17 protein-coding genes and 1 tRNA gene are annotated in these 23,025 nt (G+C 56.2%); 5 read left to right on the top strand and 13 right to left on the bottom strand.

Features of this window, described 5'->3' with window-relative positions; translation table 11 throughout:
* Positions 1 to 28 precede the first annotated feature (28 nt).
* Positions 29 to 2,554 carry a glycoside hydrolase family 3 protein gene (locus J8E65_RS07465; RefSeq protein ID WP_210375140.1) on the bottom strand — a complete coding sequence of 842 codons (2,526 nt, stop codon included), beginning with the start codon at positions 2,552 to 2,554 and terminating at the stop codon, positions 29 to 31.
* Between the two features lie 208 nt (positions 2,555 to 2,762).
* Between J8E65_RS07465 and J8E65_RS07460 the strand changes: the two genes are divergently transcribed.
* Genes J8E65_RS07460 through J8E65_RS07450 form a run of 3 tightly spaced genes read left to right on the top strand, consistent with a single transcriptional unit; the run spans position 2,763 to position 6,591 of the window.
* Entirely contained in the window at positions 2,763 to 4,088 is a 1,326-nt protein-coding gene (locus J8E65_RS07460; RefSeq protein WP_210375139.1) for an asparagine synthase-related protein, read from the top strand.
* Positions 4,085 to 5,053, top strand: coding sequence for an archaeosine biosynthesis radical SAM protein RaSEA (locus J8E65_RS07455; protein ID WP_210375138.1), 969 nt, complete (start codon positions 4,085 to 4,087; stop codon positions 5,051 to 5,053). The genes J8E65_RS07460 and J8E65_RS07455 overlap by 4 nt, the downstream gene beginning before the upstream one ends.
* Positions 5,050 to 6,591 carry an NAD(P)/FAD-dependent oxidoreductase gene (locus J8E65_RS07450; protein ID WP_210375137.1) on the top strand — a complete coding sequence of 514 codons (1,542 nt, stop codon included), beginning with the start codon at positions 5,050 to 5,052 and terminating at the stop codon, positions 6,589 to 6,591. Before J8E65_RS07455 ends, J8E65_RS07450 begins: the two co-directional genes overlap by 4 nt.
* Positions 6,592 to 6,640: 49 nt before the next feature.
* Here J8E65_RS07450 and J8E65_RS07445 read toward each other — a convergent pair whose 3' ends face one another.
* On the bottom strand, positions 6,641 to 6,931 hold the full coding sequence (locus J8E65_RS07445; protein WP_210375136.1) for a hypothetical protein: 291 nt from the start codon (positions 6,929 to 6,931) through the stop codon (positions 6,641 to 6,643).
* Positions 6,932 to 7,073: 142 nt separating this feature from the next.
* Here J8E65_RS07445 and J8E65_RS07440 point away from each other — a divergent pair, with 142 nt between their 5' ends.
* Positions 7,074 to 7,919, top strand: coding sequence for a UPF0489 family protein (locus tag J8E65_RS07440; protein WP_210375135.1), 846 nt, complete (start codon positions 7,074 to 7,076; stop codon positions 7,917 to 7,919).
* A gap of 16 nt (positions 7,920 to 7,935) precedes the next feature.
* Here the strand turns inward: J8E65_RS07440 and acnA are convergent, their stop codons facing one another.
* Entirely contained in the window at positions 7,936 to 10,683 is a 2,748-nt protein-coding gene (gene acnA, locus J8E65_RS07435) for an aconitate hydratase AcnA (RefSeq protein WP_210375134.1), read from the bottom strand.
* Between the two features lie 246 nt (positions 10,684 to 10,929).
* On the opposite strand from acnA, the gene J8E65_RS07430 reads away from it, so the two are divergent.
* Positions 10,930 to 11,002: transfer RNA gene (locus tag J8E65_RS07430), tRNA-Ala, on the top strand.
* Positions 11,003 to 11,076: 74 nt separating this feature from the next.
* Here J8E65_RS07430 and J8E65_RS07425 read toward each other — a convergent pair.
* From J8E65_RS07425 to efp, 10 genes are all read right to left on the bottom strand, one after another.
* Positions 11,077 to 15,015 (bottom strand): choice-of-anchor Q domain-containing protein, encoded by a 3,939-nt coding sequence (locus tag J8E65_RS07425; RefSeq protein WP_210375133.1) that lies wholly within the window; start codon positions 15,013 to 15,015, stop codon positions 11,077 to 11,079.
* A gap of 98 nt (positions 15,016 to 15,113) precedes the next feature.
* Entirely contained in the window at positions 15,114 to 15,320 is a 207-nt protein-coding gene (locus J8E65_RS07420; RefSeq protein WP_210375132.1) for a hypothetical protein, read from the bottom strand.
* A 163-nt stretch (positions 15,321 to 15,483) separates the two neighbouring features.
* Entirely contained in the window at positions 15,484 to 16,074 is a 591-nt protein-coding gene (nadD, locus tag J8E65_RS07415) for a nicotinate (nicotinamide) nucleotide adenylyltransferase (RefSeq protein WP_210375131.1), read from the bottom strand.
* A 9-nt stretch (positions 16,075 to 16,083) separates the two neighbouring features.
* Positions 16,084 to 16,908, bottom strand: a complete 825-nt coding sequence (locus tag J8E65_RS07410; protein ID WP_210375130.1) for an outer membrane protein assembly factor BamD — start codon at positions 16,906 to 16,908, stop codon at positions 16,084 to 16,086.
* A 73-nt stretch (positions 16,909 to 16,981) separates the two neighbouring features.
* The gene (locus J8E65_RS07405) at positions 16,982 to 18,421 is read right to left on the bottom strand and encodes an ABC transporter substrate-binding protein (RefSeq protein ID WP_341481747.1); all 1,440 of its coding nucleotides are present in this window, start codon (positions 18,419 to 18,421) and stop codon (positions 16,982 to 16,984) included.
* A complete protein-coding gene (gene guaA / locus J8E65_RS07400) occupies positions 18,412 to 19,980 on the bottom strand; it encodes a glutamine-hydrolyzing GMP synthase (RefSeq protein WP_210375129.1) in 1,569 nt (522 codons plus the stop codon). Before guaA ends, J8E65_RS07405 begins: the two co-directional genes overlap by 10 nt.
* A 5-nt stretch (positions 19,981 to 19,985) precedes the next feature.
* On the bottom strand, positions 19,986 to 20,369 hold the full coding sequence (gcvH, locus tag J8E65_RS07395; protein WP_210375128.1) for a glycine cleavage system protein GcvH: 384 nt from the start codon (positions 20,367 to 20,369) through the stop codon (positions 19,986 to 19,988).
* A 31-nt stretch (positions 20,370 to 20,400) separates the two neighbouring features.
* Positions 20,401 to 21,756 (bottom strand): acetyl-CoA carboxylase biotin carboxylase subunit, encoded by a 1,356-nt coding sequence (gene accC, locus J8E65_RS07390; RefSeq protein WP_210375127.1) that lies wholly within the window; start codon positions 21,754 to 21,756, stop codon positions 20,401 to 20,403.
* Between the two features lie 31 nt (positions 21,757 to 21,787).
* Complete coding sequence (gene accB / locus J8E65_RS07385) at positions 21,788 to 22,336, bottom strand: acetyl-CoA carboxylase biotin carboxyl carrier protein (RefSeq protein WP_210375126.1); 549 nt, start codon at positions 22,334 to 22,336, stop codon at positions 21,788 to 21,790.
* A 23-nt stretch (positions 22,337 to 22,359) separates the two neighbouring features.
* On the bottom strand, positions 22,360 to 22,938 hold the full coding sequence (gene efp / locus J8E65_RS07380) for an elongation factor P (protein ID WP_210375125.1): 579 nt from the start codon (positions 22,936 to 22,938) through the stop codon (positions 22,360 to 22,362).
* Between the last annotated feature and the right edge of the window lie 87 nt (positions 22,939 to 23,025).

The raw sequence follows: 23,025 nt of genomic DNA, 5'->3' as shown, positions 1-23,025 counted from the left end.
CTTCGCGTTTTGCCCTTGAGGGTGCAGCTTAACGCACCTCGATGGTTGTCTGCAACCGCAAATCGCGCGAGGAAGCCCCCACGTAGACCGGTCGGCGCCCGGTTGCTTTTACCCAAGCGTGGTCAGTCACCGACCAGTACGACAGCGCTCGGCTATCGATGCGCATCGACACCTCTTTGGCTTCACCTGGGGCGAGGGTTACACGCTGAAATCCTGCCAGGTGTAGCGGTGCCATAGGTACGGGTGGATGCTCTGGTGGTCCCAAATACACTTGGGACACCTCGCTGCCAGGGCGATCGCCTGTATTGCGTACAAAAAAGCGCACCATCAAACCATCGCCATCGGGCTCAACACGCAAGTTTTCATAGGCAAACGTAGTGTAGGAAAGCCCATGGCCAAAGGGGAAAAGGGGTGTAATGCGCTGCGCATCGTACCAGCGATACCCCACGAAAATGCCCTCATCGTAGCGGGCGGTCAGATTCACGCCAGGATAGCGTTCAGGTGCTGCCGTTGGTGCATCCTCGGCACGACGCGGGAACGTCACAGGCAACCGTCCAGCGGGGTTGGCACGCCCCAGGAGCAAGTTCGCCGTAGCCCAGCCTCCCTCTTGGCCAGGATACCACATTAGCAAGATGGCGCCAACGCGATCGGCCCAAGGCATCAGCGTTGGCGCACCTACATGCAGCACCACTGTTGTACGCGGGTTAGCTGCTGCTACCGTCTCGACCATCGCATCCTGATCCGGATGCAGCGCCAGTGAGGGACGGTCGCGCCCTTCGGTGCCCTCTTCATGTACAAAGACGATAGCGGCCCGGGCCGCACGGGCTGCTTCCTCAGCTTCTTGCAAAAAAGCGGCACGGCGCTGAGGAGTCACCCAAGCCAGTCGTACCTGCACCGGCTGGCGCTCGGCAGGGAGAAAAGGCAGCGACGGCTGTTGACCGGAGACCTGCACCACAAGCGACAACTGCTGACCTGCTTGCAAAGCAACCCGGTAAGTGGCATTTTCCAAACCATCGGCTGTGGGAATGAGGCTGGCATCACTGAAAAACATCCCTGTACGCAGCACGACCTGACCGTCAACAGTAAGCGTGCCTACGCCGCCAGCTGTTTGCAGCTTGAGTTCGTACTCGCCTGCTTCTGGGGCTGTTAGCGTACCCGTCCAAGTCCACTGTGAACCAGCCGGGAGTGCCCGCTCGCCGGTAAAGTCAAGCTGAGCATCCACCTGCACTGTGCCGTCGGGGCCCTGACGCTGCAAGCCTGGGCGGCCATCCGGTGTCTGCAAAACAGTGGTAGGCACCGCCACCCCATCCAGGTCAATGCCCGCCACATAACGAATCTGCGCAGAAGGCCCAGCCAGTTCCTGTAAGGCGGTTAGGGCAGCTGTAGTGCGGAAAGGCACAACGCGTGAGCTCCCCCCACCTCCAACAAGCGGCCGGGTAGCTGTCGGACCAACGACAACCAAATTGGATAGATCTTCAGCAGTAAGTGGCAGCGTCTGGCGCTCATTGCGCAGCAGCACTGCCCCGGCCTCGGCTACTTCGCGGGCAAGAGCGGCATGCGCCTCAACATCGATCTCCGCCGGAGAACTGGCCGCGCCTTCAAGCAATCCAAAACGTGCCATCTGCAGCAGAATGCGGCGCACGGCGCGATCTACAAATGCCTCATCTATACGCCCTGAAGTGACAGCTGCAAGCAGCGAATCGGCAAACACGGCCGGCGCTAACGACATATTGGAACCACCAAATCGCAGGGTAAAGCCCGGCATTTCCTGATCCAACCCCTTGGCAAGCGACTCCAAGCTATGCCAGGCAAACCAATCGGTCATAACCCACCCCTCAAAACCCCACTCTTCGCGCAAGATCTGACTAAGCAAGTGCTCATTATCGCAGGCATAGGCGCCGTTAACCTTATTGTAGGCACACATTACAGCGGCTACACCGGCCTTGACCGCCGCTTCGAATCCGGGCAGGTAGATTTCCCGAAGCGCCCGTTCATCCACCACTGCATTGACCCGCATGCGGTCGTTTTCAAAGTTGTTCGCTGCATAATGCTTCACCGTGGCCATGAGTCCTGCGTCCTGAATGCCGCGAACTTCGGCTGCTACCATGCGCGCCGAAAGCAAGGGATCTTCGCTAAAGGTTTCAAAGTTGCGGCCAGCTTCAGGTACGCGGATGATGTTAACCATTGGGGAAAGAAGCACTTCATGCTTACGTGCCCGCCCTTCTTGGCCCATGACTCGGCCATAACGATAGGCAAGCTCAGGTTCAAAAGTAGCCGCAAGCGCCACAGGAGCCGGAAGTGCCGTAGCCGGATGCCGCGTGCGAATACCTGCAGGACCGTCGGTCAAACGCATAGGCGGAATACCTAGCCGCGGCACACCAGGCACGTAGCCAGCCCCCGCTTCACCGGTCGGATCCATTGCCCCATGGAGCAGCGCAATCTTTTCGGCCAGTGTCATCGCCTGCAGCAGCGAATCCACACGCTTAGCAGATTGCGCCCAGGCTACGCCGACCAAAAGCAGCATAACAAGCCCACTTGTAGCAAGACGTGTCATAACGTTTTCTGAGTTTGATTTACCTTGCAATATGCTACAATGCGCAACTTGATGTTGCAAGTCCTTATCGGGCAGCTTGCTACGAACCGCACATGTTCAGCATAAGATGCACCGGCTGCCAACCCTTTTGCCTTGCATGAGGCAGCCGAAGAATTGTACTATTTTGTCTCAAACTTGGCGACCCCGACCACCAACTGCCCAAGCAGCCATGCTTCGACCCCGCTACATCGAAGACGTGATCGACCTGACAGACCCCGGACTTAATCATATCCTAAACATGACCCTCGATGAAGCACGCGCGCGCGTGCGCTCGGGTGACCCAGCCGCTGTTCGTGCCATCGAGGGTTCGTTTGCGCTCGTAGCACGCGACGGCAAGACGGTGCGGCTGGCACGCTCAATGGATCGGCCCATGCGCTATTTTCTAGCCAAGCGTGAAGATGGACCTGCCCTGGTCGTAGCCCATCGGATTGAAGAAATCTACCAATGGTTGCAATCTGTTGGTTTTGCTGATCAGTTCCATCCCAGCTACACGCGGATGGTCCCAGCACACTATGTGGTAACGCTGGAGCTGATTGGCTGCCCGGACCCGGCACCGGCTTATACACGCTTTTTTGAGATTCCTCAAGAAACCCTACCGCCCGATCTGCCTACCATTGGCCGCTACTACATTGGCGCGCTTCAGGAGGAAATCCGACGCTGGTTGCTCAGCATCCCAGCCGATGCCCCAATTGGCGTAACCTTTTCTGGCGGTATTGACAGCGGCTCTGTGTTTCTGGTTACCTACCACACCCTCTTGTCACTGGGCATGAACCCTGCTCGCCTAAAAGCTTTTACACTCGACCTCGGGGGTGGAGCAGACCGGGACCAAGCCTTCACTTTCCTAAAAACACTCGGACTGGAGCTGTTCTGGGAGCCCGTTGAGACGGACCTTGCAGGGATCGACTTGCGTGAAGTGGTTCGCTTGGTAGAAGACTATAAGCCGCTCGATATCGAGTCGGCTGCCATGCACTATGCCTTAGCCCAGGCATTGCGCAAACGCTACCCCGACTGGAAGTACTTGCTCGACGGTGAAGGAGGCGACGAAAACCTTCGGGCTTATCCCATCGAGCACAACCCCGAACTCACTGTTTATAGCATTATCAACAATCCGCTGTTGTATCACGAGGGTTGGGGAGTAGATAAGCTCAAGCATTCGCTGACCTATACAGGCGGCCTCAGTCGCGCCTATACGCGTACGTTCGCGATCAATCGGCATTTTGGATTTACGGGCTTTAGTCCGTATACGCGCCCAAGTGTAATTGAAGTGGCCGAGAAAATTCCTTTTGCTGCGCTAACCGGCTACGACAAGGCCAAGCTGTACCAGCTTAAAGGCGCCGTGGTCTACCATGGTGTTAAAGCCATAACGGGCATGGAAATGCCAATTTTTGAAAAACGTCGCTTCCAGCATGGGGCCTTGCCCCCCACTCGCTTGCGAGACCTGATCCCCGCTGAGCGGCAGCTCCGACGCATGGTAGAAGATCTCTTTGCGGCATGATCGAGCTCATGCACTGGGAAACACTCAGGCCACTGGAGCGCACCCGGCTTATTCGTCAGCTACGGCCTGCTCGAGCTGCGGTTGATCCGTGGCGGCCGCAGGGTTTTCATCACGAACTGGAGCGGGCCCCCGATGGTCGCCTAGAGCGGGTCAATGTCATTTTTCTGACAAACCGAGAGTGCCCATGGACGTGCACCATGTGTGACCTGTGGCAGCACACAACGATCGCCCCAGTAAGTGCAACCCAGCTGCTCCATCAGCTCGACCACGCCCTCATGCAGCTGCCCAAAGCCGACGCTGTCAAGCTTTACAACAGCGGAAGCTTCTTCGACCGGCTAGCCATCCCTCCTGCAGCTTATGCCGGTATTGCCGAGCGCGTTCGCGCATGCCGCCGCGTCATCGTGGAGTCGCACCCTGCCTTGCTTGGCTCGCGTACGCTGCAGTTTCAGGCGCTTCTTGAAGGTCAACTCGAAGTAGCTATTGGGGTGGAATGCATCCATCCTGGCGTGCTTGAAGCGCTCAACAAACAACTCACTGTCGGCCAGTTAGATCGGGCTGTAGCTTGGCTGCACGCGCACCACCTGCTCATCCGGGCTTTTATCCTGCTCAAACCCCCGTTTCTTCCGCCAGCTGAAGCCTTATACTGGACGCAGCGTACGGTGCAATGGGCTGTGGAAAACGGGATTCAAACCGTCGTGCTTATTCCAACACGCTCCGGCAATGGGATCATGGAGCTGCTGCAACAAAACGGGCAGTTCGCACCACCTACCCCTGAAGAAATCGAAGCCGCTGCCGCCTATCTGTTCACGCAACCCGCACCAGTGCGCCTGCTCGATACGTGGGATTTACATCGCTTTTATAGCTGTCCAAATTGCGCCCGCCTGCAACAACAGCGCTTTACGCGCATCAACCAAACGCAAAACTGGGAACCGCCCGTTCCCTGCACCCAATGCATGGCCTCATGAGCAAACAGTTTGACCTTGCCATTTTAGGGAGCGGATTTGCCGGATCTTTACTGGCCCTGCTCCTCGAGCGACAGGGGTTCTCGGTCGTGCTTATTGAAAAAGGCCGACACCCCCGCTTTGTGATCGGCGAGTCTTCGACGCCCCTGGCCAATTTATACCTAGAGCGCATTGCACGCACGTTTGAGGTACCGGAGCTGCTCCCTTTCTCAAAATATGGTTCCTGGAAAGCCCATTATCCCGAACTCCCTGTAGGAAAAAAACGGGGGTTTACGTTCTTCTGGCACCAAGCTGAACAAGGCTGGAAGCCTACATTGCATGGGCAGCGGGCTTATCTGCTTGTGGCGGCCTCGCCGCATGACGCCATTGCCGACACCCACTGGTTTCGGCCGGATTTCGATAAGCACCTTGTTGATTTAGCCTGTCGCGCAGGCGTCGTATACCTGGAAAACACCATGCCGCTACACGCTACGGAAACAGCATGCGGCATGAAGCTTAACGTTAAGGGACCCGAGGGCTTGGAAACGCTCGAGGCGCGCTTTGTGGTGGATGCCACAGGAGCCCATGCCTGGCTGGCCCGCCAGATGGGCTTCAGGCCTGAACCGCATCCCTACCTTCCAGAACGTGTGGCCATCTTTTCGCATTTTCGACAGGTTGCCCGCGCCGATGCCTGGCTAGCCTCTTCTCAGGAAGCCTGGCCCTACATGCCTGACGACGCCGCAGTGCACCACTTGCTCGAAGAAGGCTGGGCCTGGGTGCTGCATTTCGATAACGGGATCACCAGCCTAGGCTTTACCTTGCGCACCGATCGCCTACCGGATCAGGACCCTGAAGCATGTTGGCGGCAGCTGCTGACGCGGTATCCTTCCCTTCAGGCCTTGCTTGCCCATGCCCAACCGCTCTACCCGCTTCGCATGCTGCCCGAGCGCCCGGAGTGCTTTCGGCAACTGATTGGCCGGCACTGGGCACTGCTACCCAGTAGCGTGGGCATCCTCGATCCCTTGCTTTCTACTGGCATTCCGCTGACCCTGCTGGGCGTTTGGCGTTTAGCTACGCTGCTGTGTCAATACAACGGCGCTCCACCAACCGAAGCCCTTGAGCAATACCAGACGATTACGTTGCACGAATTCGACCACACAGCTCGGCTCATCGGTGGCCTATGGCGCGTGCTCAATCAGCCCGAGGCCTTTGCTGGGCTTTCCAAGCTCTACTTCGCTGCCGCCAGCTTCCGGGAAACCCGCCTGCGACTCGAAAAAGAAACCGGCATTCCGGGCTTTCTACTCTCCGACCACCAGGAGTTTGTCCAACAACAAGAAGCGCTACTGGCAGAAATCGAGCAGGGATGCACCCCTACGCCAGAAACGCTAAACGCTACCCTAGCGCCCTTTGACTTGGCTGGGCTCACAGAAGACCGCCACGGATTTTATCCAGCCCAAGCGGAGGACGTGCTAGCGGCCTGTCACAAGATTCCCGCCACACGCGAGGAAGTATGGGCAGCATTGCAACGGAGTGGATTTATTGTTCCTGAAACAACCGTATAAAAAGCCAGAGCCTTTCTAGCCCTGGCTTGGGACACGCAACCCGGCAAGTTTAGTTTACAAATAGGCGTGGTTTTTCCTCTTCGATGACTTCCAAATCCTGAATAGCAAACCATCCTTCGTTTTCCTCGCCGGCGCTATTTCGATAAGGTACGTTCGGATCGCCTGTGGTGATGTCTACCACATAGGCCAGGTCTTTTTTGATCTCGTTGCCATAAGCATCCTTACCCACCGGAACGTCGGCGGCCACGTCGGCTACGCGTCCCTCGATGCTACCCAAGAGCCAGCCTTCCCGCGTGTACAAATACACCCGTACCCGTTTACCGATAAGATCGTAGCGCATAGGCCACTTTTCTACGCTCTTGCTTCTTAAAACAAACGCTTTTTGCGGCCTTGGAGATTCCCTATCTAGAACACGGAACCCGCTAAAGGTAAACGGCAAAAAATATGCACCCTTTCCCGTGGCCAGGATGTGGCAATAGACTATGCGCATCTTGGACATCGATCTGGATTTCTTTCTCAACACGACACGCTTTTGGCCTAGCTTTGGGCGCCCGGAAGACCCAACGCTGCGCCCTTGGTCACCCGAAGCCGTGCAGAACTTTCTCGAAAAACAGTGCGGCTTGCGGCGCGATCGGCCCCTCCCGGGTTTAATCGTAGACGAACACCACGAGGTGTTTTTCGACTGGCGGATCCGCATCGCTCAGGGACTACTTGTGCCCCCTTTTGAGGTAGTACACCTCGATGCCCATGCTGACCTGGGCTATGGTGATGCCAGTGTGCCGTATGTTTTGACGGAAGTATTGGGTCAGCCGCTTAAAGATCGGGCATTTCCTCGTGTAGGCGGGCGCGAAGGCCTCGGCCCTGGCAATTATCTACTTTTTGCCATCGCTTGCCGCTGGATTCGGGCGCTGACCTACGTCTACCATCCCGACCGCCATGCAGACCTACCCCAAGGCATTGTGCACTTGAATGCCCACAAAGAAGGCTGGATCACCCTGCCCTATTACGGGCCGTTGCCTCCTGAAGTGTTTGGCCAGCGCCGTACGCTTCAGCCGCTCGCTGTAGAACCTCCTGTACCCTACCGCGAGGTACCTGGAGCCGTTTATGCCAACACAGACGGCCCTTTTGACCTGCTCTACGTGGCTCGCTCTCCCCTCTATACGCCAGCCGAAGCCGACCGGTTACTGGACGTATTTCGCGTATACCTGTGCGAACCGGCAACGCTTCCCTCCAAAGCGGTCCTGCGTGCCTCACGTTCCCACATCCGGAATGCACGGCAAACACAGCCAACAAAAAAGGGCCGTCCTCACTCGCGAAGACGGCCCTGAAATGATCCCTAGCAGGTTAAACTTCGACGCGTTCGGGCTGGCTGCGCAAAAAGTCCCGCAGCACGTAGTGTAGAATGCCACCGTGACGGTAGTACTCGACCTCTACCGGGGTATCGAGCCGTACCAATACTTCAAAGGAGACCTTCGTACCATCAGCTTTGGTAGCCGTGACGGTCAGCGTCTGGCGCGGCTTGACGTCGTTGGTTACAGGGATGTCGTAGACTTCCGAGCCATCGAGCCCCAACGTTTCTGCATTTTGCCCCTCTTTAAACTGGAGCGGCAACACGCCCATACCGATTAGGTTCGAGCGGTGGATACGCTCAAAGCTTTCGGCTAGTACAGCCCGCACCCCCAGAAGTGCGGTCCCTTTGGCGGCCCAGTCGCGGCTGGAACCCATGCCGTAATCTTTTCCGCCGATGACGATGAGCGGAATGCCTTCTTCTTTGTAACGCATGGCCGCATCGTAGATCGACATGACCTCGCCCGTAGGGAAGTAGCGCGTGATGCCGCCCTCAGTACCCGGAACAAGCAGGTTTTTAAAACGAATGTTCGCAAACGTGCCGCGCATCATCACTTCGTGATTGCCTCGCCGCGCGCCATAGGAGTTGAAGTCGATCGGCTTTACACCCCGAGCAATCAAGTAGCGCCCAGCAGGGCTATCTGGAGGAATTGAGCCAGCCGGCGAAATATGGTCGGTGGTTGTCGAATCGCCAGCACGCACCAGCACACGCGCGCTCGTAATGGGTTGAATTTTAGGCACCTCAGGTGTGAGGTCAGTAAAGAAAGGCGGCTCTTGGATGTAGGTCGAATCCGGATCCCATTCATAAATGGCCCCACCAGCTACGCGCAGCTGGTTCCACATCTCATTTGAAGTCTCAATGCCCTCGTATTCTTTACGGAACATGTCGGGCTTGATGACCTCATTAATGAGCGCAAGGATTTCCTGGCTGCTCGGCCAAATGTCTTTGAGGTATACCGGACGGCCCTCCCGATCCGAGCCCAGGGGCTCGCTGGTTAGATCGAGGTTGACCGTACCTGCCAGCGCATAGGCGATCACCAGGGGAGGCGACGCCAGGAAGTTGGCCTGCACAAGCGGGTGGATACGGCCTTCAAAGTTCCGGTTGCCCGAAAGCACACCAGCGACGACCAGATTGCCTTCTTTAATGGCTTTTGCAACAGGTTCTGGCAGCGGCCCCGAGTTTCCAATGCATGTGGTGCACCCATAGCCTACCAATCCGAAGCCAAGCTGTTCGAGATAAGGCATCAAACCAGCAGCCGTCAGGTAGTCGGTGACCACCTTGGAACCGGGGGCCAAACTGGTCTTCACATACGGTGGGACTTTCAAACCCCGCTCGACAGCCTTTTTGGCCAGCAGCCCAGCTCCCAACATGACTGAGGGATTGCTGGTGTTTGTGCAGCTTGTAATCGCTGCAATGACCACGTCGCCATGTCGAAGCTGAACCGCGTTGCCTTTTTCGTCCCGATAGGTAACGGTCTGCGTAAATTCTTCCGGCTTGCGGCCAAATCCTTTAGGGCCTGAGGGACTGGAGAACGCAACCTGGAAGGCTTTTTTGACCGCCGAAAGCTCGATGCGGTCTTGCGGCCGTTTCGGGCCAGCCACGCTAGGTACGACCTGGCCTAAGTCTAGCTCGATTACGTCAAAAAACTCAGGATCCGGCGTCTCATCCGTGCGGAAAAGTCCTTGCGCTTTGGTGTAGCGTTCGACCAAGTCCACAAGTTCTTGTGGCCGGCCAGTGCGCCGCAGATAGTCGAGGGTCTCCTGGTCCACAGGGAAGAAGCCCATGGTTGCCCCGTACTCGGGGGCCATGTTGGCAATGGTGGCCCGATCGGGCACAGAAAGTTTGCTCAGGCCGGGACCGAAAAACTCAACAAAACGCCCCACCACCCCATATTGACGCAGCATCTGCGTAACGGTAAGCACCAAGTCGGTAGCGGTGGCACCTTCGGCCAACTCACCGGTAAGCCGAAAACCGATCACCTCGGGCATCAGCATGTAGATCGGTTGCCCCAGCATAACAGCCTCGGCCTCAATACCCCCTACTCCCCAGCCAAGTACACCCAAGCCATTGACCATGGTTGTGTGACTGTCGGTGCCGACCAGGCTGTCCGGATAGGCTACCGGCACCCCATCTTCTGCCGGACGGCTCCAGACCACGCGCGAGATGTACTCCAGGTTGACCTGATGGCAAATGCCACTGGCAGGGGGTACCACAGAGAAGTTTTCAAAGGCCTGCTGCCCCCAACGCAAAAACTCGTAGCGCTCGCGGTTACGCTGAAATTCCAGTTCGGCATTTAGGCGTAGCGCTTCAGGAATGCCAAAGTAGTCCACCTGCACGGAGTGGTCGATGACCAGGTGTACAGGTACCCTAGGGTTGATCACGTCTGGGTCGCCCCCTAGGCGGGCCATAGCCGAACGCATGGCCGCCAAATCCACCACGGCTGGCACGCCTGTAAAGTCCTGCAGCAGCACCCGCGCAGGCATAAACGGAATTTCCTCCGGAGCTGGGGCCTTAGGATTGTAGCGTGCCAGGCGCTCGACGTCTTCTTGCGTCACCAGATAGCCATCACAGTTGCGCAAAAGCCCTTCTAAGAGAATCTTGATAGAGAAGGGCAAACGGTCGATACCCGAAAATCCCAATTTTTCCAATCGATCAAGGCGATAAAAGTAAGCCGTCCCCTGGCCAGTATGAAACGTATCCCGTGCGCCCAGTAAATCGCGAGAAGTTGCTGTCGACTGGTTCATGGTTACACAAATGCATTGGTCATTGGCAGCCAGTACACACTAAAGGCCGGTCTTCTCAACAGTGCTTTTCCACTCCGGCTTATGTAGGTAGAGTGAACTGCCAAGGCGAGGGTTTTGTTTTCCGCTTAAAGGAAAGGCTCGGCTTTTCGTTGTGAAAAAGCCGAAAACGCAATGGTTTGGTTTAGTCATAACCCGGAAGGGCGTCGGAACCGTCTACGACGCTTTCTCGTTCACCGCTTGCTTCCTGGGGACATAGCTCAGTTGGTAGAGCGCTGCGATCGCACCGCAGAGGTCAGGGGTTCGAATCCCCTTGTCTCCACGCCTAAAAACCGCACGCCTTTGTGCAAGGCGTGCGGTTTTTTATTGAGCTTGTTCTACGCCAGTGCACCTGGCTTAATCCCTAAGCTTTAGCATTGCTTGGGTTTGATATACTGACCCGGCTTGAAGCTGTAGAAAATACAAGCCCCCAGCCAACGGTGGTGCATCCCAGGTGAACTCGTGCCATCCGGCAGGCAAAAAGGCTTCCTGGAGGCGTGCGACTTCACGTCCTAGCACATCGTACACGACCAACCGCACATGCTGCGCTTTAGGCAAACCAAAACGTACCTGCACCCGACGATGAAAAGGATTGGGGTAGGGTGCAGCTAGCGTGATGATTTCCGGTAAGCGCGTCGTTGGCTCGCTCGCCACAGGCACTATGCGTTCCCAAGCGCCTATATCGCAATGTGTGCCCTGAGGGCGCGTAACGCCCCGTTGATCGCTCCCAACGGGCTCGCCGAAAAGGTCCACGCAGGCCTCGGCCGGCACGCGGTCTAGCGCCCAGCTGCCGTCCAGGAGCGGGTGCGTAAACGTAAGCGTATCTAGCGGTGCCAGCTCAAGTGGTTGACCGATAACATCGGTGGGCATAGCTGTCAGTGCACAGTCCTCCAGATTGGCCACACCGTTATATCCCGCTGAGGTGAGTTGGCCGTAGCACTCCGGACCTTCCGGGGCATGGTTGCCGACCAGTAGCACCGCTTTAAGTTGCTTAGCACCCACCAATCCGTCCGAGTAAATGCCTCCCCCTCGAGCCGCTTGGTTTTGCGTGAGGGTTACAAACGACAAGTTGAGCTGGTCGTAGCTGGTTGCATCTATGCCGCCACCCGTACCACTTGTGGAGTTTCCGCTTAGGGTTACGTTGATCAGGTTCAGTTTGGTTGGCATTTCTTCCCCACCGACATAGATGCCCCCACCCCCTTCATCTCCAGCCTGATTTTCCACTACAGCACTCTGCAGTAGCGTCAGCTGTGCTCCCCAGCCGCCCCAGACACCCCCACCTTCTCGCGTTGCTCGATTGCTCCGCAGCACGCTTTGCTTAAGGGTAGCATTCACCCTCTCTTCCCACGCTTGTCTCACCCAAATGGCCCCACCTTCCTCGGCTTCATTAGCCACGAAATGGCTTGCCTCTATATCGAGCGTTCCTGCACTGATAGCAATGGCGCCCCCATATTTACCCATGTTCTGGGTAAACGTGCTTTGCTTGACTTCCACCCTGCCCCCCGTAACATGCACCCCACCACTACCTGAAGCCGAAAAGTTACCCTCTACATGGGTGGCTTCGAGCATAAGATGCCCCCCAGAAACCCTAATGGCACCACCGTAAAATGCCCAACCTGAAACGCGCCTATCGCTATTGCGGCGCAACACAGAGCGCTGAATATGCAACAATCCTCCTTTAAGCCAGACAGGCACACTCTGGTTTTCTTCTACCACCACCTCTTCCAGAATAGCTGCTGCAGGATAGGTCCATTCGTCTAAATCTAATGCGCTACCGGCCCAAGAAAATGTGCTATAGTTGTTGCGTAACACCACCGAGTGCAGCTGCAGCTGCCCTTGCGAAAAAACAGCCGTGTAGCATCCATTGCTTAGCTGCAGGTTGACAAGCTGCAGTCCAGCCCCGCCGGCCACCTCAAAGAGCGGATACTGATTAGCGGCCTGGGTGTTGCAGGAAGTATCGGCGCGCGTGATTAGCGCACCGTTGCCCTCAATAGCGATATTGACTTTGGACGCGATGGTCAGTGCGCCTTCTTGGGCTAGATACGTGTCTTCCCAGTTTACATCGGGCAAGGATAAACGATATGTAGCCGTGTCGGCAAGCAGGATGCGGAATATCCCATAAGGCCACCGGTTCGCTTCCATGACAGCAGCCCGCAGCGTGCACTGCTCACCTGCTGTTGTGCTGTCGGCATCGCATTGTAGGTCACCAGGATCAGCATCAGGCAAGTCTTCCGTCACGTTCACCGTAAAGGTACGCACTAGCTCGCTGTTACCTACCACAATCAGATAAAGCGGCTCTGCATTGGCCACTTGTACCCGTAGGGCTGCTTGACGCAAACCCGCCCGCCGCGGCTGAAAGACCAGGTGCAGCTGGCACTGCGCGCCTGCATTGAGTACCAAGCCATCACGACAACTGCCTGTTTCCGTTTCGTCTAAGGTTAGCTCCTCTGTTTCCACTTGGTACCCCAAAAGTGCAAGCTGGAGTGTGACTGGCCCATTACTCTGATTGGTCAGCGCAACCGTTCGCCTTGCCGACGTCTGATAGGGTACACTACCGAAGTTGACCCATACGGTGTCGGGCTCTAGTGGCGTAGCTACCACCGCTTCGGCTTCATAGGCACCAGCATCACAATAGCCCCCGATAGATGGCTGGGGGCGCGACATTCCCCGGCCATCGGTGGTAACCGGACGGCCAGTAGCGTCTAAGCAGCCTGGAGCAGCGCCTAAAGCCGGACTGGTAGGTAACAGGGGAACCACAGGCAGCCCCACAGCTAACGAATCGGCCAGACCTACATCATCAACCCGGACGAATCCTGGACAGCTCTCGTCGTCAGCAAAGCTGAGCCCTACTATCGTAAGCTCGCCCCCTCCGTTAGCGCAATTTTCTCCATTACGAGCCAGCAACACATGAGCTACCCGAAGCAATCCTTCATAAACGATACCGTCGCCATTGTTACTGGCTGAATTGTCCACAATGGTCACAAAACTTAAGTGAGAGCGCCCATCTAGTGATAGGGCTCCCCCATCACCGTCGAATGCGCGATTGCCTAAAAACGTACTGTTTAGAATGTAGACGTTCTCGCCTTCAATAGCCCCACCCCCACCGCTTTGATTATGAGCAAATAGAGTTTGCTCTATACGTATGTTGCGGCCATAAATTGCCCCGCCATAATCATTTGATTGGTTATGCTCAAAACGACTCTGTCGAACAATGAGCGAATCTCCAAGATAGGCGTCAATTGCTCCCCCGGCGTCCTCAGCAATGTTCGCGATAAAGTTCGTCTGCTCTATTAAGACCTGTCCTTCATACACAGATATCGCTCCACCGTCGGAGTCACTATCGTTGTTACGGAACGTACAGGCTTGTAGTGTAAGTGCACCACCGAGGTTCTTGATGGCGCCACCACTATATTCAGATGCATTATCCTCAAACTCAGATTGGATCACCTCAAGTATGCCACCACTATTATAGATGGCCCCCCCTGAAAAACGCGCATCATTATTTCGGAATACAACCTGCTGCAGCTTCGCCATCCCCTGGTCGTTATACAAAGCACCTCCATCAAAGCCCTCGTTATCTTCAAACGTAGATGCCTCAACAAAGACGTTTCCGCTTTTGTTATACAATGCGTTGTCTTCATTAGAGGCAAACCAACTTTGCTGTATTTGGACCGTAGCTTCATCATTGTAGATCGCGCTTCCATATGAAGCCCGATTTTGTATGATTTGCGCCTCCAGCAAATGCAGCGTGCCTCGATTGTACACTGCTGCGCCTTGGTCTGCCCAATTTTGTCTGAAAACCACGCGCTCTGCTTGCAGCACTGCCCCCGCATCCACATAAAACGCCCCTCCCCTTTGCCCACACCCGTACTGCAGGGTTAGGTCGTATAGCCTCATTTGGGCCTCAGGAGCAAGGTAGCCTATCCGAAAAGCCTGGGCTGGCTCGCAGCTCAATGTGCTGTCGCGCGTCAACACTGCTCCTTGGCCCTCGATCGTTAACACCCCGGTCAATGTCGGGAGGCCGCTTGCACCACGCAGACTGTCATAGGCAAACGGCTCGGTAAGTACGTAGCGTGCGCTTGGCGCCAACACAACCACATCAGCCCCACTGCCTGCCTGACAGTCGGGATGCACCGCGGCATCTTGGTTGGCATTCACCAAAGCCTCTAGCAGCGAACACTGTCCATCGGCTGCAATCTGTACTAGTCCTGGAGCCACTTCAATACGACTGCCTGTTTGCGCATACGTAACCTGCAAGCTCCAAACCGTAAGCAGGGCCAAGGTCAAACGAACCATAGAGCGCTAACGGATGGGTTGCCTCAGATAGCGGGAAGCTATCCGAAACACCACAAACGAAACAATCACCCAAACGGGTGATTTTTAGCGCCAGCGACTCATGGGTTTGACGATTCAGGGCTGCCTGGGTACTGGCGTTTGTAAACCATCAGCGCAGCTTCTACCCACAAACGGGCCTGCTTTTCGTTTAGCGTGATTTGCAGCAAACCAATCTGGATGCGCACCTCAGGGGGATGGTAAACATATTCATCCAGGATGTGAAACGCTTTAGCTTGTTCGAGTAACGATTCTAACGACGGCTGCATGCGTTCTGACATTTGTACTGCAAGATTTAGGTACACTACGACAGCCACTGGCACTCTCCCCCGGAAAGAGGCCCCATTGCCTTGCCTCCTGAAAGGCTCTATACATTCACCACCGGGCAAGGCGCATAATGTAATTGGAATAAAACACAAAATTTTTTCTCTGTCAAGTTTGATATAATCGATGTGTGTAAATATAGTGTCGGACAGGGTCAGGAACGAGGTAGCGAATAGATCGGCCTTGGCGGCAGCGCTGTCGGATTTCGGTAGCCGATATTTCCAAAAGTGGGGCTTCGACAAACGTAACGTGTTGCAAAAAGCGCGGATCGACGTCTTCTAGGGTTGTCCCAGGCCGACGGTAGACCAAAAGCTTAGCGCGCCGGATGATCTCTTCTGGTTCGCGCCAGGTATGAAACGTACGCAGATTATCTTCACCGAGAATGAGCAGTATTTCCCCCTCAGGATAGTGGATTTGTAGCTGGCGGAGGGTATCGATGGTGTAAGAACGGCCGCCGCGCCGGATCTCCAAATCGGAAACGGCAAAGTGTGGATGGCCTTCGATAGCCAGTTGCGTCATCGCTAGCCGGTGGTGCGGCTCGGCCAGTTCTCCTTCGTTTTTATGAGGAGGAAAATGGCAAGGCATCCAGAGGACCTGGTCGAGCCGGGCTTGCTCGCGTACCTGTTCAGCCACGATCAGGTGAGCCAGGTGTGGGGGGTTAAACGAGCCGCCAAAAAGTCCAATGCGGAGACGGGCCATAGGCCGTCTTTAAGGTTGCGTTCGCCCTTGGGCCAGTGAAGCTGCGCCGAGTTCTTTGAGGTGACGCTGCGCTTCGGCATAAAGGGTTTCAGCTGTTTGCAGCAAGGGGCTATCGGGGAAAAGTTGCAACAGGCGTTCGTAGAGTTCAATGGCACGCTGGTAGCGTTCGGGCTGGCGCGTGCGCACGCTCTGATTTGCAAAAGCGATGTAGGCCTGCATTGCACCCACCAGTGCATCATCGGCCCAAGGAGTGTCCGGATAGCGATCGAAAACGGCTTCGTACGTTACTGCTGCAGCTTCGTAGAGCTCTCGGCGTTCGTAGAGCCTTGCAGCTTCGTACTGCTTACGGGCCAGTTTTGCCCGTAGCTCGGCAATTTTCTGCGTGGCATCGGCTACCCGCTCGTGATTGGGGTAGCGATCGATAAAAAGCTGAAAAGCCTCGATAGCTCTGCGCGTGTCGGTCTGATCTAGCTCATACGGGGGCGACAGGTTGTAGTAGCACATCGCCCGTTCGTATTCGGCCTCTGGCACGCGGGGGTCGCTGCGGTGGATCTGGGTAAAACGCTCGTATTCGCTGGCGGCCAATAGGTATTCCTGGTTGCGGTAATAGGCACGTGCCAGATAGAACTGGGCATCGGCGGCCCACTCGTGCATGCGACCATAGGTAAAAACTGCCTGGAAATACTCAATGGCCCGGGCGTATTTACCTTGGTTGTACAAAGTCATTGCCCGCTCATACGCTTCTTGAGGGGAGTTATGACGCAATCTTCCGCTGCCGGCACACCCAAGCAGCATCAGGATAAGCAACACACCGTAGCGGCTTATGCGTTGCATTTGGTTTACTTTTGGCATAGCGGGCCACTGATGGCGACTGGTACGTAAAGGATTCAGGCCGGTTCCGTGGGCTTTAGCGCAGAAGTTCCAGACGACCATCCCGATAGCGATGGAAATAAAGCGCTCGGTTAACCTGTCCCCCTTCAAAATGCAGCCGTACACCTAAACCTTGATATGGGGGAGCTTCACGCAACCGGTCGGGCAAATCGCCCAGCGCGCTGCGCTCTGGCAGATGCTGCAGCAGAAAACGCGCTACATCGTAGCCTACATAGGCCAGCCGGTCGGGCTGTTGACGACGCAGCGCCTGGTATTGCTGTTGAAACGACCGCACCTCAGCGCGCGTCGAGTCCACCCAAAAGTCGTTACTAAAGGTCAGCTGGTAGCGACTGGCCTGGCGCGGGGCTTGCACCTCACGCCAGGCTGCGTTGCCCAAAATGCGCATTGAAACGCCTGCCCGCTCCAGGCTGCTCAAGGCTGCTTGCCCCAGTGCAGGCGCTTGCGCACCCGAAAGGGGTAAATACAGCGCTTCGACCTGCCGGAGCGTGTCTTGGCCAATTTGCTCGACCAAATTGCCATAGGCTTGCGCATTAGGGAGGAGCTTATAAAAGACCACATGTGCCCCTAATCGCAATGCTTCAGCTTGAAAAGCCTCTGCCATGTGCTCTGTGGTCGGATCATCAAACAGCGCGGCCACGCCTAACTGCCGCAGTCTTAGACCATAGACGGCCATCCGGGCCATGAGCTGTCCACGGACAGAAAGCGTTGGATTGGCCTGAAATACCCAACGCCGACCACGTGAGACGGCAGCGTCGGTTGCCAACGGGGCAATCAGCACAACGCGAAGCTGCTCGGCGACTTCTGCCGCAGCGATAGCTTGTTCGCTGTAGAGCGGCCCGATCACAAGGTCGGCTTTCTGATCTTGAACCAAGCTGCGCAAAGCAGCTTGCACCTGCGCTGGCGTGGTTCCTGCATCCCGAAATACCATGCGCACCGGTGCAAGGAGGCTATCTGCATTGCGTGCAGCAACTGCCAGTCGGATGCCATCGAACAGCGACTGGGTTAGCACTGCATTTTCGGCATCTATCGGCAATAGGATCCCCAGCGTAATGGTCTGGGCCTGGCGTTGCTGCCAGGCTTGCGCCGCTTCAGCCAGCTGCTCCAGCTGCTGCGCTTGGGCAAGATACTTACTGGTAGGATAGCGGGCTCTAAACGCCTCTAGCCAGCTGCGCACCTGTTCATATTCCCCCAGCCGATAGAGCGCCTTAGCGGCCATGATCCAAGCTGCGGTCGTCTTGCGATGCAGCGGATAGGCTTCAACGACGTGGCGAAACTGCCGATAGGCTAGGCCGTAGTTGCCGCGCTCAAAGGCTTCAAGGGCTTGCGCAAATTCGCTTTCAGCCGCTTCAATGCGCGGAATTTCCGTCCGCTGAGCAGCCGTTTCTAGCGCGCTCAGGGCAAGGAGCAGCCCAAACAGGGTGCCGCAGCTTCGGTATATCCAGTGCCTTACTCCCACTCGATGGTAGCCGGTGGTTTGGAGCTGATGTCGTAGACTGCCCGGTTGATCCCACGCACTTCGTTGACAATCCGGTTGGACACGTAGGCCAGAAACTCGTGCGGCAGCCGCGCCCAGTCGGCCGTCATGCCATCGAGGCTTGTAACCGCACGCAAAGCACATACATACTCATAGGTGCGCTCGTCGCCCATCACCCCCACCGTCTGCACCGGCAGCAGCACAGCAAACGCTTGCCAAACCTGATCGTACAAGCCGTGGCGCTGCAGCTCTTCGATAAAGATCGCGTCTGCTTCACGCAGCAAGTCCAGCCGCTCTTGGGTTACAGGCCCAAGCACCCGAACGGCCAGCCCTGGTCCCGGAAACGGATGGCGATGCAAAATAAGTTCAGGCACTTGAAGTAAACGTCCAATGGCGCGGACTTCGTCTTTAAACAACTCGCGGAAGGGCTCGATAATCTCGAAATTCAACTGCTCGGGCAAACCGCCTACGTTATGATGCGTCTTGATTGTAGCCGATGGTCCTTTGTAAGAGACGCTTTCGATAACATCCGGGTAGAGCGTGCCTTGGGCCAGAAAGCGTGGCCGGCGGCCTAATTCCCGGGTTAGCTCTTGGGTGGCTTGCTCAAAGACCTCGATAAACGTAGCGCCGATGATCTTTCGCTTCTGCTCAGGGTCCGTAACGCCTTGCAGCCGGGACAAAAACAGCGACCCAGCATCGACAGCCTTCAGTCGGATATGAAAATGATCGCGAAACGTCGTGATCACCTGCGCAGCTTCACCCTTACGTAGCAGGCCATTATCCACAAAGATGCAGGTAAGCTGATCCCCTAAAGCCCGATGCAGCAAAACAGCAGCAACCGAAGAGTCTACGCCCCCAGAAAGTCCGAGAATGACATGCTCGTCACCCACACGGGCACGTACTTCGGCCATTTTTTCTTCAATGAAGGCCGCAGGAGTCCAGTCTCCCCGGCAGCCACAAATCTTAAGCGCAAAGTTTTGCAAGATCTGGCGGCCGTAGTCTGTATGGACCACTTCAGGATGGAATTGGACGCCGTAGAGCGGGCGATCTAAGGCACGCACAGCGGCGATAGGTGCATTCTCGGTATGGGCAATGATGGTAAACCCTTCAGGTAAGCGCGTTAGGTGGTCGCCGTGGCTCATCCACACGGTTGTCCCTGAAGGTACACCCGCAAATAGGTCCTCCGCCTCATCGATATGGAGATGGGCCCGCCCAAACTCGCGGCGCGCGGCACGCTCGACGCTTCCCCCCAGCGTGTGCGCCATAGCCTGCAATCCGTAGCAGATGCCCAGTACGGGCAGGGGCGAGCCGTCCTCCCGTTGTAGTTCCAAAAGCGCCTGGGGCAGCTGAGGTGCACCAGGATCATAAACCGAGCAGGGTCCACCCGAAAGGATCAATCCTTTGGGGCGAAGCGCAGCGACTTGCTCGGGCGTAAGGGTGCACGGGTGGATTTCAGAATAGACGCCCACCTCGCGCACGCGTCGCGCAATAAGCTGTGTATATTGGGAGCCGTAATCAAGAATAACAATTTTCTCATGCATGGCCTTTAGCCCACCATCGCCGCATAAGCTTCGGCCGAAAGCAGTGTTTCTAGCTCAGCCGGATCTTTCAGCACAATGCGGATCATCCACCCTTCGTCGTAAGGCGACTGGTTTACCAGTTCTGGATGGTTTTGCAGTGCCGTATTGATGGCAACAATCGTCCCCGAAACCGGCATGTAAAGCTCAGAAACCGTCTTCACGGCCTCTACGGTTCCAAAGACTTCATCTTTGGCCAGTTCGGTGCCTATCGGCTGCAGTTCGACGTAAACAATATCGCCCAGCTCTCGCTGGGCAAAGTCGGTAATGCCTATGGTAGCCTCTTTGCCATCGGCCTCAAGCCGCAGCCACTCATGTTCTTTGGTGTAGCGGAGGTTTTCAGGAAATTCCATAGCAGCTTCTGATTGGATAGACAGCGCTTAGCTATGAAGCCGGTTCTGGTTGCAACCGGAACGACTCCAAAAAGCGGGTATCAAAACGGCCTTCCTGAAAGTCAGGATGCATCAGCAGTTGACGGTGAAAAGGAATCGTGGTATGTACGCCTTCGATGACAAACTCCTCTAAGGCCCGAAGCATACGCCGAATAGCCTGGGCCCGCGTCGGCGCATGCACAATAAGTTTAGCAATCATCGAGTCGTAGTGAGGCGGAATGACATAGCCTGCGTAGACATGGGTATCCACGCGCACGCCGGGACCTCCTGGTGGATGAAACACGGTGATCATGCCCGGCGAAGGGCTAAAGTTGCGAAACGGATTCTCTGCATTGATGCGACACTCAATGGCGTGTCCTTCCAACCGAAGGGAGGCTTGAGGTGGTAGCGGCTCGCCCATAGCAATGCGCAGTTGCTGCTCGATCAGGTCAAGTCCCGTCACCTCTTCGGTCACAGGATGCTCTACCTGGATGCGAGTGTTCATCTCCATGAAGTAGAAGTTGCGCTCGGCATCGACAAGAAACTCGATCGTGCCTGCACCTTCGTAGTTAACCGCCTGGGCACCGCGGACAGCTGCCTCGCCCATTCGTTGGCGGAGTGCTTCATCGACAATGGGGGAAGGCGATTCTTCAAGCAGCTTCTGATGCCGGCGTTGAATCGAACACTCGCGCTCTCCTAAGTGGATGACATTGCCCTTGCCGTCGCCCAGCACCTGAATTTCGACATGGCGCGGCTGCACGATAAACTTCTCTAAGTAGACGTCAGGTCGGCCAAAAGCCGCTTCTGCCTCTGTTCGGGCTGCATTGAACTGGCGTGCAAAGTCTTCTTCGCGATGGACAATACGCATACCGCGCCCGCCTCCCCCAGCCGCTGCCTTAATCATCACCGGATAGCCAATCTCAGCTGCAATGCGCATGCCTTGCTTGACGTCTTCGATGATGCCATCTGAGCCTGGCACCACCGGAACACCTGCTTTGCGCATGGTTTCTTTGGCTAGGCTTTTATCGCCCATAAGCCGTATGGCCTCAGGAGAAGGGCCGATAAACTTGAGGCCATGATCAGCACAAATTGCACTAAATTCGGCATTTTCTGAAAGAAAGCCATAGCCCGGATGAACGGCATCGGCGCCCGTGACCTCGGCAGCTGCAATGATCCGATCGATGCGCAGATAGCTCTCGGAAGAGGGCGGAGGGCCAATGCAGACCGCTTCATCGGCAAAACGCACGGGAAGGGAATCCCGATCGGCGGTGGAATAAACCACCACCGTTTTCAGACCCATCTCTCGACAGGTGCGGATCACCCGCAAGGCGATCTCTCCCCGATTGGCAATCAGAACCTTACGAATCACGGTAGTCCAAGGGGCAGCTCCAGACCACAACTTAGTCGAGGGCAATGACAAACAAGGGCTGGTCGTATTCGACAGGTTGGCCGTTTTCAACCAGGATCTCTTTGACCACACCAGCTACCTCGCTTTCGATCTCATTCATGAGCTTCATCGCCTCGATGATGCACAACACATCGCCTGGCTTCACCCGATCGCCGACCTCCACAAAGGGGTCAGCATCGGGAGAAGGTGCTCGGTAGAAGGTACCGACAATCGGCGCCCGAACCACATGGGTCTTGGCCTTTGTGACGACCGAGGCGCCGTCTGAGGTACTCTGATTCGGCGTTACGGCTGGTGGGGTTTCAGGTGCAGGCGGTGCCTGGGGGGCTGGTGCAACCGGGGCAGGCGCAGTGGGCACCACAGTAGGTGACGGTAGCGCCTGAGGCATAGCATACATTGGATAGGGCAGCGAGGCCGGCTGCATCACAATAGCCGGTGCGTTCTTGCGAATGACCAGCTTGAAGTCTTCTTCCTCGATCTCTACTTCAGCTACCCCACTTTCTGCCACGATTTTAAGTAGTTCGCGAAGCCGTTCCAGGTCCATGGTTTACACTGGGTTGGTGAAGATTAGCCGGCCTCTGCCGTGGCTACGCGGGTAATGTACTCACCGGTTTCGGTATTGACGCGTACCACATCCCCTTCGCTGATAAACAGAGGCACTTGAATTACCGCACCACTTTCCAGCCGGGCCGGCTTGGTAGCCCCCGTAGCGGTATCGCCGCGTACACCAGGCTCGGTTTCAACGACGCGGAGCTCTACGTGCTTGGGAATTTCTACCGTAATCGGTGTTTCGGTTTCGGCATGCACCAGAATATCGGCTTCTCCCCCCTCTTTGAGGAAGGCACGGTTCGGAACCAGATCCGGCGAGAGGGTGATCTGTTCGTAGGTTTCCAGGTTCATAAAGTGCATGCCCAGTTCGTCTTCATAGAGGAACTGGTGGGGCCGCCGCTCAACGCGTGCCGTTTCCACCCGTTCGCCTGCCCGGAACGTGTTGTCGACCACACGGCCGGTACGGACGTTTTTCAGCTTGGTCCGCACGAAAGCCCCGCCTTTCCCAGGCTTTACGTGCAAGAACTCGACAATTTGCCAGATATCGCCGTTCCAGACAATCGTCAGGCCATTTCGGAAATCGCTCGTGTCCGCCATCGGTTGCCTGCAGATCGTTTTGGTGGTAAGGTGGGAAGAGCAATATAGCCTGCCGGTCGCCTTAGTGTCAACGAAGCGGTCCCAGCA

It is taken from the genome of Rhodothermus bifroesti, assembly GCF_017908595.1.
GTDB classification, from domain to species: Bacteria; Bacteroidota; Rhodothermia; order Rhodothermales; family Rhodothermaceae; genus Rhodothermus; species Rhodothermus bifroesti.
This window is presented reverse-complemented; position numbering and strand designations above follow the sequence as displayed.

Excerpts from the sequence above, each read along its gene's own strand:
- guaA (WP_210375129.1), bottom strand. The coding sequence starts at position 19,980 with ATGCATGAGAAAATTGTTATTCTTGATTACGGCTCCCAATATACACAG.
- J8E65_RS07440 (WP_210375135.1), top strand. The coding sequence starts at position 7,074 with ATGCGCATCTTGGACATCGATCTGGATTTCTTTCTCAACACGACACGC.
- J8E65_RS07460 (WP_210375139.1), top strand. The coding sequence starts at position 2,763 with ATGCTTCGACCCCGCTACATCGAAGACGTGATCGACCTGACAGACCCC.
- J8E65_RS07410 (WP_210375130.1), bottom strand. The coding sequence starts at position 16,908 with ATGCAACGCATAAGCCGCTACGGTGTGTTGCTTATCCTGATGCTGCTT.
- efp (WP_210375125.1), bottom strand. The coding sequence starts at position 22,938 with ATGGCGGACACGAGCGATTTCCGAAATGGCCTGACGATTGTCTGGAAC.
- J8E65_RS07420 (WP_210375132.1), bottom strand. The coding sequence starts at position 15,320 with ATGCAGCCGTCGTTAGAATCGTTACTCGAACAAGCTAAAGCGTTTCAC.
- accB (WP_210375126.1), bottom strand. The coding sequence starts at position 22,336 with ATGGACCTGGAACGGCTTCGCGAACTACTTAAAATCGTGGCAGAAAGT.
- gcvH (WP_210375128.1), bottom strand. The coding sequence starts at position 20,369 with ATGGAATTTCCTGAAAACCTCCGCTACACCAAAGAACATGAGTGGCTG.
- nadD (WP_210375131.1), bottom strand. The coding sequence starts at position 16,074 with ATGGCCCGTCTCCGCATTGGACTTTTTGGCGGCTCGTTTAACCCCCCA.
- J8E65_RS07425 (WP_210375133.1), bottom strand. The coding sequence starts at position 15,015 with ATGGTTCGTTTGACCTTGGCCCTGCTTACGGTTTGGAGCTTGCAGGTT.
- J8E65_RS07445 (WP_210375136.1), bottom strand. The coding sequence starts at position 6,931 with ATGCGCTACGATCTTATCGGTAAACGGGTACGGGTGTATTTGTACACG.
- J8E65_RS07450 (WP_210375137.1), top strand. The coding sequence starts at position 5,050 with ATGAGCAAACAGTTTGACCTTGCCATTTTAGGGAGCGGATTTGCCGGA.
- acnA (WP_210375134.1), bottom strand. The coding sequence starts at position 10,683 with ATGAACCAGTCGACAGCAACTTCTCGCGATTTACTGGGCGCACGGGAT.
- J8E65_RS07455 (WP_210375138.1), top strand. The coding sequence starts at position 4,085 with ATGATCGAGCTCATGCACTGGGAAACACTCAGGCCACTGGAGCGCACC.
- J8E65_RS07465 (WP_210375140.1), bottom strand. The coding sequence starts at position 2,554 with ATGACACGTCTTGCTACAAGTGGGCTTGTTATGCTGCTTTTGGTCGGC.